Below are 14,670 nucleotides of genomic sequence, written 5' to 3' on the forward strand. Positions count from 1 at the left end.
CGGGCAGTGACTCCCGCACTTGTTCTTCCCTGACAACAGAGCTTTACGATCCGAAAACCTTCATCACTCACGCGGCGTTGCTCCGTCAGACTTTCGTCCATTGCGGAAGATTCCCTACTGCTGCCTCCCGTAGGAGTCTGGGCCGTGTCTCAGTCCCAGTGTGGCCGATCACCCTCTCAGGTCGGCTACGCATCGTCGCCTTGGTGAGCCATTACCTCACCAACTAGCTAATGCGCCGCGGGCCCATCTGTAAGTGACAGCATAACCGTCTTTCAATTTTGAACCATGCGGTTCAAAAGGTTATCCGGTATTAGCTCCGGTTTCCCGGAGTTATCCCAGTCTTACAGGCAGGTTGCCCACGTGTTACTCACCCGTCCGCCGCTGACCTCCGAAGAGGTCCGCTCGACTTGCATGTATTAGGCACGCCGCCAGCGTTCGTCCTGAGCCAGGATCAAACTCTCCAAAAAGTAGTTTGACTAGCTCTTGTTTAAAACTTTAGAATTAACGTTGGCACTTCGATTTGTTTAGTTTTCAAAGATCATTTTGTTTCGTTCGCCTCGTTCAGAAGCGACTTTATTAATTTACCACACTACAAGGAATTCGTCAACAACTTTTTGAAAGTTTTTTAAGAGTTTCATATGCTGTTGTTCTTCCTTTGTTGAGGCAAGAATTAAACTTTATCATGATTGCCGTACTCCGTCAATCTTTTTTTGAATTTGTTTTATCTTTATAAAACCTGCTGGTTAGTACAGATGAATAAGACTTGAGGGCCCTTAATCAACCTATTCCAAGAGAAAGAACGACACGCCGGGGAAGATTGGCAAATGCGGTGACCAAATGTGGGAAAGGATTTAAAATCAGCCTGCATGCGCCGGGGATTCCCTCAATGGGAACAAAATCTGCTTGCCCGTGCGAAAAGAATGTCGAAGCATTTCCTCCGGGAGAATGAGTTGCTTATCTTTCTTTTAAAAAAGAAATAACCGTTCAACTTGAAATTAAGCTTTTCCAGAAAGGATGACTCTACTTGAAAATCGTGATTGCTCCAGATTCATTTAAGGAAAGCATGACAGCAGCAGAAGCAGCCGCTGCGTTTTCGAAAGGCTTTAAAAGGAGACTTCCTGATTCCGAAGTCATCCAGATTCCCATAGCTGACGGAGGAGAAGGAATGGTTCAAGCGATGGTTGGTGCATCCTCCGGTTCTCTCGTAAAAAAAACTGTGACCGGTCCGCTGTCACAGCCGGTACAAGCCGTGTACGGCCTTATCGATAATGGACGGACAGCTGTTATTGAAATGGCAGAAGCATCAGGGCTGCACCTCATTTCCCCTGCTGACCGGAATCCTTTTGTTACCACTACAAAAGGGACGGGGGAGCTATTGGTGGACGCTGCTTCAAGGGGAGTGGATAAAATCATTCTTGGAATCGGGGGCAGTGCCACAAACGATGGCGGTGCCGGAATGGCAGAGGCATTGGGTTACAGGCTGGTCAATTCAGAGGGCAACCCTATACAGCCTGGCGGAGGAGGACTGCGAGACCTTTATGCAATTGAGTCCGCCGGGTTTTCTTCTGCGTTCCATAACATCGAAGTCATTGCTGCCTGCGACGTTGATAATCCTCTGCTCGGAGATAAAGGAGCATCCGCTGTATTCGGTCCTCAAAAAGGGGCGGACTCAGACATGGTGAAGCAGCTGGATCACCATCTGCAACATCTTTCTTCAATTATAAAACGGGATCTGGGGAAAGAGATCACCGATTCTCCCGGCTCCGGAGCAGCAGGCGGACTTGGCGCCGGACTTATGGCATTCCTAGGTGCAAAGCTTGAGAAAGGAATTGATTTAGTACTGGACAGCATCCACTTTGACCGTCTGATTCAAGAGGCGGACTGGCTGGTTACCGGCGAGGGAAAATTGGACAGCCAAACGATGCACGGGAAAACACCGTTCGGCGCCGCTCAACGCGCACTCAAGCAAGGCATTCCGGTAATCGGGATGGCTGGCACAATAGGAGAGGACGCAGAAATTCTTCTTCAAAACGGATTTACTTCCCTTTTTTCCATCTCTCCTGGAGCACTCTCGCTTGAACAGGCCTTGGCAGACGGAATAAAAAACACAGAGCGTTTTGCTTTTAATCTAGCAGGACTTTTGATGAGGAAAGAGAATTTTTCCTATAAAGAGTAACGAGAGATGCTGCCGCATTATCCGGCAGCTTTTTTATTTCAGGCTTTGTTAAAGCATCGAGGCTTGGGATACCTGAGGGGGGATGCGGGACAAGTGACACCCTGCCCCTGCACCTTCGAAGGCCGGGAGGAGACTCACCGCCAGCCCTTAGATAAGCGAAACGCAAGCCACAGCCAAGTTTACAGAGGTTTATTTTAAAAACTTGAACACTATTGTTTCCGGTCCTCGTCTAAGGTTGTGAAAGGGGGAAAACAATTGAACGCCGGCGAATTAAATGAAACCCATTCTTCTATTAAAGAAGATTATCTGAATGAGTTAATGATTGAATACGGGGATGAGCTGGTCAGGCTCGCTTATTCTTATGTAAAGAATGCTGAGACAGCCAAAGATTTAGTACAGAATACATTTGTCTCTGTATATACCAAGTTTGATCATTTTGAAGGAAACTCAAGCATCCGAACGTGGCTTTACCGAATTACGATCAATAAATGCAAGGATTACTTAAAGAGTGCCCCTTTTAGAAAAACGCTTCTGACAAAGGAAACCAGTGAAAGTGAAGATACTAAAGCAAATCCATCCCGCAGTTTTGAGCAAAAGGAGCAGGCCACAGCAGTCAGACAATCTCTCGAGAAGCTTCCAGTCAAATACAGGGAAGTGCTTATAATGATGTATTTTCAGGATCTGAACTCGAAAGAAATAGCAGAAGTGCTGAAAATACCGGAAGCCTCAGTCCGGACGAGGCTTCGGCGGGCGAAGAGTAAATTGAGTCCTTTGCTGCAAAAGGAGGTTTTACGTTATGAGTGACCCATATAAAATGGGAGATTTTCTTTCTAATCAAGAAAAAGAGCAGCTGAAGTTCACCAGCCATGACCGAAATAAGGTGTTTGAGAAAATACGCCTCGATGAGGAACCTGCTAAAGAACCTTCCATGCGGTTTAAAAAGGGATTGGTGTATGTGCTGACTCCAGTGGCTGTTGCCGCATTGGCAACGCTGGTTTTTGTCCAGACACCGATTAAAGAGCAGATTTTATCATCTCCCCCACCTTCTTCAGGCACTCTCACCTCCCAATATGGTGATCAAGAGCTGAAGACGGCTATAAAGGAGAATGAACAGCAGATAATCAATCAGACAGCAGAGGATAAAGGGGTAAAAATCACCATTAAAGAAGTCTTTTATGAAGGACCTCGCATCACCATCTTTTACGAGATGGATTATGACAAGGACAAATACAAATCACTCAACACAGTCATGGAATTTGCAGCAGATGGAGAACGGCTAAGACATGAATTTGTATCAGGCCATATGAACGGTTTGCCGGAAGATGCACCTGAGAACCTGCGAATGGAGGTTATCGAGTTAAAAAAGGAGCTGCCTGAAGAATTCAAGCTTGATATCAACATCCATTCACTCTATTCTTTGGACCCTGCAGCATCTAAAGAACAAATAAAAGGAAAATGGCATTTTACTTTCCCAGTCGAAAAACAAGGGACCGAATACCGCTACAGCCCGACGGCATCCGTTAAAAAAGAAGCGGAATTATTCATTGAAGAGGCGGTATTTTCCCCTACCGGCATCCAGATCCGCACTAGAGCAGAAGAATTTACCGGGAAGCACAACAGAGAAGAACAAGTTAGTTATAAGGTCTATGATGATACAGGCAATGAATTAGAAATCCGAAATCATTACGGCCATACCGATTATGAACGCAAGGATGGAAAGGTGCTGTCCCACAACATTCAATCATACAAGCCGCTCAAGGAGATCCCTGACTACTTAGTTATTCAATCAAAGCGCTATCTGCGGGACGGCAGTATGCCTGCGGAGAAAGAAATAACCGCATCCCTTCCCCTTTACCTGCCACAGAACAAAGAGGGCGGAATCACCGTTACGAAGCTTGAAGACAAAGGGAACGAAGTATGGGTTCATTACACAGTTAAAGGAAATGACCCTAAAACGAGAAAGTATTTCTTCAATGTGTACGATAAAGGGAATCCGAACGCTGATGGTTATTTAGAAGATTACAATTACCAATCAGCAGATGACAGCCGTTCTCATATTGCCAAGTTTAAAACAGTCTACAGTGAAAAGCTTGTCTTCCAGGCCTCCGCTCCCCCTATAGTTGTGGAGGAATTGGAACTTAAAGTCCCGCTCAATAAAGAAGACCTTACGATTAGAAAATAAAAACCAGAGCCTCGGCTCTGGTTTTTTCTATTATCCCTTACTGGACAGGAAGATGAAGTAAAGGACGAAGATGACAAACAGTCCATACATAACCGGGTGAATTTCTTTTCTCTTACCGCTCATAATCATGGTAATCGGATAAAAAACAAAGCCCATGGCGATCCCCGTTGCGATGCTGTAGCTGAGAGGCATGGCAATAATGGTCAAAAATGCAGGAACGGCAATTTCAAAACGCTCCCAGTTGATTTTACCCAGGGAAGAGACCATCAGCACACCCACAATGATCAAGGCCGGGGCTGTAACAGCGGCCGTAATGACACCGAGCAGCGGTGAGAAGAATAGCGCGAGCAGGAATAGCACGGCTGTTACAACGGAGGCAAATCCGGTTCTGGCACCCGCTGCTACTCCGGCAGACGACTCGATGTACGAAGTGGTCGTTGATGTACCTAGGATTGCTCCAACCACGGTTGCTCCGGAGTCTGCTAATAATGCTTTCCCTGCCCGGGGCAGTTTATTGTCCTTAGTCAGGCCTGCCTGATTGGACACCGCTACAAGTGTACCTGCAGTATCAAAGAAGTCCACAAACAAAAAGGTAAGGATTACGACAAGCATTTCAAGTGTAAATATTTGATCAAAGTGAGTGATTGCCGCGCCAAATGTAGGCTCCAGACTCGGGACCGCCCCTATAATCTGCTCCGGCAAGGGAATTTGGCCTGTTGCCATCCCGACTGCTGCGGTAATCAGCATTCCGAAGAATATTCCGCCGTTGATTTTTTTTACGAGCATAATGACTGTAATAATGACACCGAAAACGGCAAGCAGGGTAGAGCCGTTCTTTAAATCGCCAAGACCTACAAGAACCGCATCGTTGTTCACAATGATTCCGGCATTTTGAAAGCCGACAAATGTGATGAACAATCCAATTCCTGCTCCAACCGCAAATTTCAGCTCTGAAGGAATCGAGTTAATAATTTTTTCCCGGAGACCTGACAGGGTTAAAAGGGTAAAAAAGATACCGGAGACCAATACACCGGATAAAGCAGTCTGCCAGGGGATCCCCATCGTCAAAACAACTGTAAAGGCAAAAAAGGCGTTTAATCCCATTCCCGGCGCCAGGGCTACCGGATAACGGGCGAGCAGTCCCATTAGCAGGGTACCAACGGCTGCTGCCAGTGCGGTGGCGGTGAATACAGCTCCCTGATCCATTCTCATGCTGTCAGGAAGATCTGGAACTGTGCTGAGAGAAAGAGTCATTGGATTAACAAACAGGATGTAGGCCATCGAAAGGAAGGTGGTAAGTCCGCCAATGGTCTCTTTCCTGTAATTCGTTCCGAGCTCTTCGAACTGAAAGTATTTTTTCATCTTATGTCTCCTCCTAGATATGAAACGCGCCGTATAGATCGGGAGGTTAATAGAGGTATAAGTCCAAATAAAAAGCGCCTCTGAAAAAAAACAGAGAGCGCCTGACCGTTTACGATACAAGGAATGCGCAAACTACGCATCCGTCCTATCGCCGTAGTCAAGCCATTTAAGGTAGCTTGGTAGAAACTTTCGGGCCATATCCCCAATATTATACGACGTATTTCCTATTTACTTATATGAACATTCTAGCAGGTCATCCCTAAAGAATCAATACAAAAAACGAACATTTAATAAAAAATGTTCGTTTTCATTCGTGTTCCTGTTATTCCCACTCAATTGTTGCCGGCGGCTTGCTCGTAATATCATATACGACCCGGTTTACATGGCTGACTTCGTTGACGATTCTGGTCGAGATGACTTCCAGGACATCCCAAGGAACCCTTGCCCAGTCGGACGTCATGCCGTCAATGGATGTTACGGCACGGATCCCGATTGTATAGTCATACGTTCTCGCATCTCCCATTACGCCGACACTGCGGATATCCGGCAGCACCGTGAAGTATTGCCAGATTTCACGCTCTAAGTCTGCTTTCGCCACTTCTTCACGGAGAATCGCGTCGGACTCGCGGACAATTTCCAGCTTTTCCTCTGTAATTTCTCCTAATACACGGATTCCAAGACCTGGTCCCGGGAACGGCTGACGCCATACGATTTCATCGGGAATGCCCATTTCAGATCCTAGAGCGCGGACTTCATCTTTAAACAGAGTATTGAGCGGCTCGATCAGCTTGAACTGCATATCCTCTGGAAGCCCGCCAACGTTATGATGAGATTTAATTGTCTGAGCCGTCGCAGTTCCGCTTTCGATAATATCGGTATAAAGCGTACCTTGGGCCAGGAATTCAATCCCTTCAAGCTTCGTCGCTTCATCGTCAAAAACATAGATAAATTCGTTTCCGATAATCTTACGTTTTTTCTCAGGATCGGATACACCTTGAAGCTTTGCCATGAAGCGCTCCTTCGCATCCACTTTAATGACGTTCATATTAAACCCTTCGCTGAAGGTTTTCATGACCCCTTCTGCTTCATCTTTGCGCAGCAGTCCATGGTCTACAAATATACAGGTAAGCTGATCGCCGATCGCTTTATGGATCAGAACGGCAACAACAGAAGAGTCAACTCCTCCGCTAAGGGCACACAGTACTTTTTTGTCTCCAACGGACTCCCGGATTTTCTGAAGCTCAATTTCAATGAAATTTTCCATTGTCCATTCGTCATGGCATTGGCAAATGTTATGAACAAAATTCTTCAGCAGGTCATTCCCGAACTGGGAGTGGCGCACCTCCGGATGGAATTGCACACCATAAAGCCTGCGGTCCTCGTCGCTCATGGCAGCATATGGGCAGGAAGCACTGATGGCATCCACTTTGAAGCCCGGCGGAATTTCAGCTACAAGATCGCCATGGCTCATCCATACCGGCTGTTCTTCCGGAAGACGGTCAAAAAGGAGCGAGTTTTCCTGAACCTTAATGTTTGCTTTTCCATATTCTCTATGACCGGCCGCTTCCACACGCCCGCCAAGGTAGTGAGTCATCAGCTGCATTCCGTAGCAGATTCCAAGTACCGGGATGCCGAGATCAAAAATACGCTCATCACATCGGAATGCGTTCTCTCCGTATACACTGTTCGGGCCTCCGGAAAGAATGATTCCTTTCGGATTAATCTTCTTGATCATATCTGCTGTCAGCGTATGAGGATGAAGCTCGCTATATACTCCAATTTCACGGATTCTTCTTGTGATAAGCTGGTTGTACTGGCTTCCGAAATCCAATACTAAAATCATTTCCTGATCCTGGATGGACTTTGTCATTGCGGCACCTCTTCTTTCAAATAGTTGAATAGATTGCGGAAAATAAAAAAGCCGGAACAGCCTTCATATAAAAATATAAGAAGGCAGAATTCCAGCTTTGCTTGCTCTGTATCCTGCCTTCATAGTCAGATCATTTAAGGTAATCCGGTAGAGACTCTCGAACCATATTATCGAGGATATATGAAGGAACTATTCGTTTAATTTTCACCATTCTAACAATCAGACCCCGTATGGTCAAGATGATGTTCTTTTTATTAAATTTTCCCATAATTCCGCCACTTTGTTCCACTCAGCCTTTGCATCATCTCTTTTGTACAAGGCTTTCTCATAGCTGTTTGTAAGGTGAAGCATATCCCGTGAGCTGAAGGTATAATCTACCGTTTTTGCAAATTCCCTTAAGGTCTGGCCTTCCTTCCGCTCATAGCCGATGCGGTGAAGCTGCTTCAATAAAGCTGGGTAGGCGGAGAAAAAGGCCTCCTCGTCCCTGCGGTTTTTATACTTTGCCAGGACGAGAAGCATCATCCATTTTCTTCTCGTAAAATAAATCACGGCAGCAATAAAAAGGGTTAGGGCGACTACTGTGTAAAAGCCCGGACTGCCGATAGAGAAATTCCAATTAAACGTTTGTTTGGAAGAGGCTGCTTCCTCTTGTTCAGGCTGCTGATCCGGTCTTTCCGGCTGCTCGGGCTGCTCTTCCGGCGTCTCAGGAGCAGGCTCTTCCGGAGTTTCCGTTTCAGTGTTCCTTGTAAAGCTGTATGGGTTCGTAAAGCCCTGTGTCGGCTCAAAGGTGACCCATCCAGCACCCGGAAAGTATACCTCAACCCATGAATGGGCGTTGTTGTTGGTTACTTGATACGTTCTTGCTGAGGTTTCCGAGCTGGTGTTTTGGTATTCCCCTTCCGTATATCCCTTTACCCATCTGGCAGGTATGCCGGAGGCTCTCAGAAGAACGGTCATAGAGGTTGAAAAGTTATCGCAGTATCCCTGCATCGTTTCAAATAAAAACTGGTCGACATAGTCCTGATTCTCACCCGGCACTCCGACATCCTGAGTATTATATGTGAAATCAGGACCGGTCAGGTATTCTTCAATGGCTTTTGTCTTATCATACAGATTGTCATAATCTTCGGTCAGACTTCTGGATAACTCACGGACCCGGTCAGGAATCTCAGGCAGCTGCGTATACCTTGCAAGCATGTCCGGAGAGACCTCTTCCGTTCCTTTGATTGAGGAGAGAGAATCAATGTCATAGCTCGGATACTCATAATTCATTTCATACTCAGTTACTTTTTCCCCTTGGGGAATTCCGGAAGGCGTGATTCGTTCATTGTTCATATTAATAAGAAGGCCTTCAGCTTCTTCGGAAAAGTATTCGCTGAATCCAAGCGGATAGATGACATGATTGTATTTGTAATCCCCTTCGATTTTCACTGCAGCCGAAAGAAATTCTGTTTCCGTCCCGTCCTCGTACCAGCTGATGCCAATATCATTTTTCTCTGTCATTTCCAGCTCATTTTCCTGCTGGGAAGTCTCCCAGCCTTTCCCGGTATAAACATCCTTCGTTTCGACTCTCCAATAATGGCGCTTCATAGCTTCAGCAGTAAAAACCGGTGTATCATCCTGCACAAAAGCTCCGCCAAGGCTCTGATCATTCGTGCCATAGCCGATTTTCTTCATTCCTGAACCGTTCAGCCCTTCAAGCGGTCCATAAGCTGTCAGAAACGGCACCGGATCCTCCCATTGCGGCGCTGCTTTCGGAGCCGCCACTCCGGCGAAAATCGATGCTGCCACAAACACGAGAAGTGTGACTGTCCACTTCAGACGGGTATACCTTTTTACCTTAAGTTTTTCCACCCCCGTGAGCCGGTCAAAATTGAGCATGCCGAGCAGGAAAAACCCTGCAATGACGATGCGGATAACCGGGAGAGCGGCATCATACTCTGTAAACGTATCCAGGATGGTGACATACACAAGCGTCATTACAAAAAAGAATAGGATGCGTTTTTGGACAATGATCCAGTAATGCAGCAGGTAAACAAGAAGGGAGAGCAGAACAAAAAATAAAAACGTCCTGAATGCTGAAGTCATTTCCATCCAAGAGGATGCCGGAATAAGGCTGATGTTGTAAACAAACTCCTCTGCGAAGCTGCGGAATCCCTCCAGCATCGGCTGCCCTTCGTAAAAGAGACGCCCCAGTGCAATGAAGACGAAAACAAGCTGGAGCACCAAGGAGATCAGCCAGTTTACTCGCAAGTAAGTCAAAATGAAGTTAAGTGCGATAAACGAGACAAAAATTCCGGTGGAAGCGGTATCTGTGTAGACATTCAGCGGAGCAAGCCATTCCCAAAGCAAAAAGAAAGCAAACACATAATAAAGAAGAGCTGCCGCATTGGATAGGAAATCCCCTTTTGGAGCATCAAAAATTTTCACAGGATTTTCACCTCTTTTAAAGTCCGGGTAAAGCTCCCCTCTGATACGAATTCAGAAACAATCCCTCTCTTGTTCAGGCGGTCGAGCAATACCTCTTCCTCTTGAGTCGGGCGATCGCGGTCCTTGCGGACAAAATAGAGCTTTAAGTCACTATATCCGGCCCGGTACTCAAGCTTCCTGACAAGTTCAAGAGAAAGCACGGATACAATGAACAAATTGGACGAACTGTAGCCTCCGCGGCTCGCCATCCTCTCCTCCCATAAAGAAAAAGCGCTTTGGCTGGGCTCGGGCTTCACCCGTGCAAGCTTACTGAAAATAGTCTGAAGCTGCCTTCCCCCAGGCAATGCGGCCGTAGTGTCCAAAGTAGAGCCAAGCAGAATAAAACCAAGAGGAGACCCTTCTTTAATAATCGCTTTGGAAAGTGAAGCAGTGAAGGTTATCATCGCCTCAAATGCTTCTGAATCCTGCTGGTCCATGATAATCACCGCATCATGGGTGCGCGTCTGTTCAAATTCTTTCGTCATAAACGAATCTCTCTTCGCTGTCGCTTTCCAGTCAATCCATGCCATCCGGTCGCCAGGCTGATAGTCACGTATTCCCGATGCCATGGAAGTATCTTTCATGTAGCGCTGGGTAACGGCGCTTGCCCCCTGCTCGTACTGCGGCCTCGAATGCTTGTAGGACATAGAGAACGTGGAAGGATACACGATAATCGTCTCTTTCGTCTCAATTCTGGCTTCTTTCTCAAACAGACCGAGAAGGTCCCCGGTTTTAATCCGGATCTGGGAAAACTCATGCTCCCCCCGCTTCATCGACTGCACGGTGTAAGAGAATACAGCTTTCCGGCTTAAGCCCAGATAGAACCATTTTCTCGCCGGAATGTCATCCTGAGTCTGCTTAAGTCCGGGAGGCAGGCATTCTTCTGCAATTAAATAGATAAATGGAAATGGAAAGGATCTTTGCAGTGTCACTCTCGCTTTGAGAACATCGCCGGCTGAAAACTGATCCTGACTGATCTCTCTTGATGCCTCAAACGTTTGCAGCGGATAGATTGCCAGCAGGATGGAGTAAACAGCGAACGGAAGGAATGAAAAAAAGAGAAACCAGCTGACGAATCCTCCTTGGAACATTGCATAGCAGAAGGCTAAAGCCGTTAATAAAAGCAAAAGGATTAATTTCCAGATCAACTTTAGATTTCTCAGCATCTCCATCAAGGGGTCATGGACCTCTTCACAGGCACAGGTGTCCGGCTGATGATTTCCTCTACAAGGTCAGCAGCCGTGTGCCCATCATAGCGGGCTTCCGACTTTAAGATCATACGGTGCGGAAGCGCAAACGGAGCCAGATACTGAACATCATCCGGAATAACGTAGTCACGTCCGGAGAGGAACGCAAATGCCTTGGACGCTTTCATGAGGGCTACTGATCCCCTCGGGCTTGCACCGAGATAGACGGATGGATGCTTGCGGGTTTTCGTCACTAAATCGATAATGTAGCGCTTCACAGTCTCATCAATATACACGCTTTCCATCTCATCCTGAAGGCTTAAGAGCTCCTCTCTTGAAATCACCGGCTCAATCGTGGAAATTGGCACATCTCCGTCAGCCCGGTTCAAGACAAGCAGTTCCTCCGCCTGAGTAGGATAGCCCATTTTAATTTTGAACAGGAAACGGTCCAGCTGCGCCTCCGGGAGCGGATAGGTCCCTTCATACTCAATCGGATTCTGGGTAGCCAGAACGAAGAAAGGTCTTCCAAGGGGCATCGTTTCCCCGTCAATCGTAACGTTCCCTTCCTCCATTCCTTCCAGCAGCGAAGATTGCGTTTTTGGCGAGGTGCGGTTGATTTCGTCCGCAAGAACAATGTTGCCCATAATCGGACCGGGGCGGTATTCAAATTCCATCTTTTGAGGATTATATATAGAGATGCCCGTTACATCTGAAGGCAGTAAATCCGGCGTAAACTGAATGCGTTTAAAATCCGCTCCAACAGACTTTGCCAGAGATCGGACCATCATCGTTTTTCCGACCCCAGGCACGTCCTCAAGAAGCACATGGCCTTTTGCCAACAGGGCCGTCAAACATAAAACAGCCGCTTCCCGCTTCCCTGCCATCACTTTTTCAATGTTTTCTACGACTCTTCCAAGCTGAGGGTGAATTGTCTCCAAATAATCCATATTTTCCTCCTAATAAGAGATGCGGCTTAACTAGCTACTATATTCGAAGCTTACTTGCAAAACCCTGCAAAATTTGTCTAAAAAACTCTATGCGGGCAGTGGGAATTACAACCATATTATCCGTTCTTTAGTCCTGTTATTATCTCAAAATATTCCGTCTATTAACAGCAGTTTTATATTCTTTTATATTTTCGCACGTTACGGACCTTTTTACCAATAGAAAGACGGACGTGCCGGAGCATCGTCCGTCCCCCCTTAATAAGAGCAGAACTAGCTGAAAGAAAATTCAATCTTCCCGTTCTTTAGAACGAGATAAGCATCAAACGTTTTCTTTCCTTTGAAGCCCTTAATTTTCCTGGTCTTCCCTTTTTCGCACAGCAGCTTAATCTGGGCCGGACTGATTGTTTTATTGAGAATTTTCTTTTGAAAAGACTGCTTGCAGCCCTTCATGTAGCCGGAGCAGCCGTAATACGATTTCCGGTCAAGAATGTTCCCTTCTTTACAGACAGGACAAAGGCAGATTGCCCCTTCATGCTGTACAGCTGCGGCCAGGCCTTCTGTATTCACCCGTCCTACATCCGTCTTTGCCTGCTCCATAAGCGCAAAGCAAAGCTTGCCGGCATTTTCGATGAACACATCTTTTGATTTCTCTCCCGTCCCGATTCCTTTTAGGAAGGTTTCCCACTTGGCCGTCATCTCCGGTTTGGAAAGAAGGGTTCCATCCACTGCTTCGCAGAGAATGCTGCCTTTTTGAGTGACAGACACACTGTTTTTATTCACTTCTATAAACTCTCTCAGAAGCAGGGTGTCAATGATGCCCGCTCTTGTTGCCTCCGTTCCGAGACCCTCGGCCGCATTTAACGCATCCTTCATTTCTTTGTCCTCAATATATTTTCCTGCCGTTTTCATTAACGTGATAAGCTGGCCAAGCGTATAAGGTTTCGGCGGCTGGGTCATGCCTTCTTTTACGTTTAGTACAGCCCGGGCTGCTTCCCCTGCCGTTACCTCCGGCAGAGGCTGCTCCCCTTCTTTCTTCTCCCCTTTTCCCTCCAGAGCCTTCCAGCCAGTCACCTTAACCGTTCTTCCTTTAGATAAAAAATCGTTTTTTCCAATCGATGTTGTAATGACGGTCTCATCATATACATGGTCTTCCATAAACATCTTTAAGGCAGTTTTGACGATTTCCTCATAAACGGTTTTTTCCTGCGGGGAAAAAGACGCAAACTTTGCGGGGGTCACCAGTTTTTCTGTCGGGACAATCGCATAGTGATCCTTTACTTTCCCGGCATCTACAAATCGTTTGGAAGGATAAAGGGATTTAGGAGTAAAGTCGATGGAAAAGGTAGTTTGATAGCCTTTAATGTTGGATTTTAAATAAGTAAATTCCTCTTCTGTAATATACTGGCTGTCCGTCCTCGGATAAGAAACATACCCTTTCTCATAAAGCTTTTGCACTGTTTTCAGCACAGTCGTCGGGCTCATTTTCGTCCTTCTGTTCAAATTGGACTGAAGGGTGGAAAGACTATGCAGCTGCGGAGGCTTCAGCCGTTTTTCCTGAACCTTTCTGTCTTTAACCTTAGCATCATATTGATTTGTTTCAGAGGTTATCTCCGGACTTACCGCCCTGCGCATTTCCTCTTCTGTTTTAAATTTCTTTTGAATTTTCCCATTGTATTTTCCATTCTTCACCGTAAATTCACCCTCCAGCTCAAAGAATGGCTCAGGTTTGAACTGTTCAATTTCCTTTTGACGGTCATAGATTAATTTTAGAACTGGAGTCTGAACACGTCCGACACTGAAATTCTCTCTGATCCCTTTTTGCTGGAGGAGCAGCGTATAGAGTCTGCTTGCATTAATCCCAACGAGCCAGTCGCCTATTTGCCTCGCCTGGGCTTCATAGAATAGCGGTTCGCTTTCTTTTCCTTCTTTAAGAGCTGCAAATCCCTTCCGGACCGCATGATCCGTATAGGATGAAAGCCAAAGCCTCTTTGTCGGCTTGCGGGAGGCTCCTGCCATCATAATCAGCAAACGGGCAATATTTTCTCCCTCTCTGGCTGCATCCGTCCCGATAATGATTTGAGAGGCTTCCTTCAGCAGGGATTTCACCACTCTGAACTGCTTTGCTTTGTCCTTAGTTACCTTGTATTCAAACCGCTCCGGAATGATCGGCAGGCTGGCGAGCGACCACTTTTTCCATGACGGGTCATACTCATCAGGGTTCTTCAGCTCTACTAAATGGCCGATCGCCCACGTAACCTTTGCCCCATGCGGAAACTGGCTGCAGGGCTGAATCTCAATATAGCCCTCTCTTTTAACGGATGGAAAAGGAGAAGCGAGCAACTTTCCCTGATCCGGCTTTTCTGCCAAAATGACAATCACACCTGCTCATCCCTTCATTGTGCTCTTTTAATCTATCTCCTATTTTCGCATGAGCGGGGATTTTTTGCCATCAAAAAGACGGACGCGCGTTCGCATCG

The 14,670-nt window shown here is 46.5% G+C and carries 9 protein-coding genes, 1 rRNA gene and 2 riboswitches; of the genes, 3 read left to right on the forward strand and 7 right to left on the reverse strand.

The features are described 5' to 3' along the window. Positions 1 to 467, reverse strand: a 16S ribosomal RNA gene (locus ACQCVE_RS14285); the annotation flags it as partial. Positions 468 to 1,024: 557 nt separating this feature from the next. On the opposite strand from ACQCVE_RS14285, the gene ACQCVE_RS14290 reads away from it, so the two are divergent. The 3 genes from ACQCVE_RS14290 to ACQCVE_RS14300 all read left to right on the forward strand — a co-directional run bounded on the left by ACQCVE_RS14290 (position 1,025) and on the right by ACQCVE_RS14300 (position 4,358). Beyond that, positions 1,025 to 2,176: a glycerate kinase gene (locus ACQCVE_RS14290; protein ID WP_426846010.1), complete on the forward strand. Its 1,152-nt coding sequence runs from the start codon at positions 1,025 to 1,027 to the stop codon at positions 2,174 to 2,176. 255 nt (positions 2,177 to 2,431) lie between these two features. Then, positions 2,432 to 2,980, forward strand: coding sequence for a sigma-70 family RNA polymerase sigma factor (locus tag ACQCVE_RS14295; RefSeq protein ID WP_426846008.1), 549 nt, complete (start codon positions 2,432 to 2,434; stop codon positions 2,978 to 2,980). Further along, the gene (locus ACQCVE_RS14300) at positions 2,973 to 4,358 is read left to right on the forward strand and encodes a DUF4179 domain-containing protein (protein WP_426846006.1); all 1,386 of its coding nucleotides are present in this window, start codon (positions 2,973 to 2,975) and stop codon (positions 4,356 to 4,358) included. The genes ACQCVE_RS14295 and ACQCVE_RS14300 overlap by 8 nt, the downstream gene beginning before the upstream one ends. 30 nt (positions 4,359 to 4,388) lie before the next feature. Here ACQCVE_RS14300 and ACQCVE_RS14305 read toward each other — a convergent pair whose 3' ends face one another. From ACQCVE_RS14305 to ACQCVE_RS14330, 6 genes are all read right to left on the reverse strand, one after another. Then, entirely contained in the window at positions 4,389 to 5,720 is a 1,332-nt protein-coding gene (locus ACQCVE_RS14305) for an NCS2 family permease (protein WP_426846004.1), read from the reverse strand. A 134-nt stretch (positions 5,721 to 5,854) separates the two neighbouring features. Next, a riboswitch (purine riboswitch) is annotated at positions 5,855 to 5,956 on the reverse strand. An 86-nt stretch (positions 5,957 to 6,042) separates the two neighbouring features. Then, positions 6,043 to 7,590: a glutamine-hydrolyzing GMP synthase gene (guaA, locus tag ACQCVE_RS14310; protein WP_426863210.1), complete on the reverse strand. Its 1,548-nt coding sequence runs from the start codon at positions 7,588 to 7,590 to the stop codon at positions 6,043 to 6,045. 102 nt (positions 7,591 to 7,692) lie between these two features. Further along, a riboswitch (purine riboswitch) is annotated at positions 7,693 to 7,794 on the reverse strand. 30 nt (positions 7,795 to 7,824) lie between these two features. Beyond that, the gene (locus ACQCVE_RS14315) at positions 7,825 to 10,020 is read right to left on the reverse strand and encodes a transglutaminase TgpA family protein (RefSeq protein WP_426863211.1); all 2,196 of its coding nucleotides are present in this window, start codon (positions 10,018 to 10,020) and stop codon (positions 7,825 to 7,827) included. Then, the gene (locus ACQCVE_RS14320) at positions 10,017 to 11,207 is read right to left on the reverse strand and encodes a DUF58 domain-containing protein (RefSeq protein ID WP_426863212.1); all 1,191 of its coding nucleotides are present in this window, start codon (positions 11,205 to 11,207) and stop codon (positions 10,017 to 10,019) included. Before ACQCVE_RS14320 ends, ACQCVE_RS14315 begins: the two co-directional genes overlap by 4 nt. A gap of 23 nt (positions 11,208 to 11,230) precedes the next feature. Further along, on the reverse strand, positions 11,231 to 12,193 hold the full coding sequence (locus tag ACQCVE_RS14325; protein WP_426845999.1) for an AAA family ATPase: 963 nt from the start codon (positions 12,191 to 12,193) through the stop codon (positions 11,231 to 11,233). A gap of 270 nt (positions 12,194 to 12,463) precedes the next feature. Further along, positions 12,464 to 14,572, reverse strand: coding sequence for a DNA topoisomerase 3 (locus ACQCVE_RS14330; protein WP_426863213.1), 2,109 nt, complete (start codon positions 14,570 to 14,572; stop codon positions 12,464 to 12,466). Between the last annotated feature and the right edge of the window lie 98 nt (positions 14,573 to 14,670).

This window comes from Metabacillus sp. 113a (assembly GCF_050107635.1).
Taxonomy (GTDB): domain Bacteria; phylum Bacillota; class Bacilli; order Bacillales; family Bacillaceae; genus Metabacillus_B.

Coding starts and splice junctions, on each gene's coding strand:
- guaA (WP_426863210.1), bottom strand. CDS start 7,590: ATGACAAAGTCCATCCAGGATCAGGAAATGATTTTAGTATTGGATTTC.
- ACQCVE_RS14325 (WP_426845999.1), bottom strand. CDS start 12,193: ATGGATTATTTGGAGACAATTCACCCTCAGCTTGGAAGAGTCGTAGAA.
- ACQCVE_RS14305 (WP_426846004.1), bottom strand. CDS start 5,720: ATGAAAAAATACTTTCAGTTCGAAGAGCTCGGAACGAATTACAGGAAA.
- ACQCVE_RS14300 (WP_426846006.1), top strand. CDS start 2,973: ATGAGTGACCCATATAAAATGGGAGATTTTCTTTCTAATCAAGAAAAA.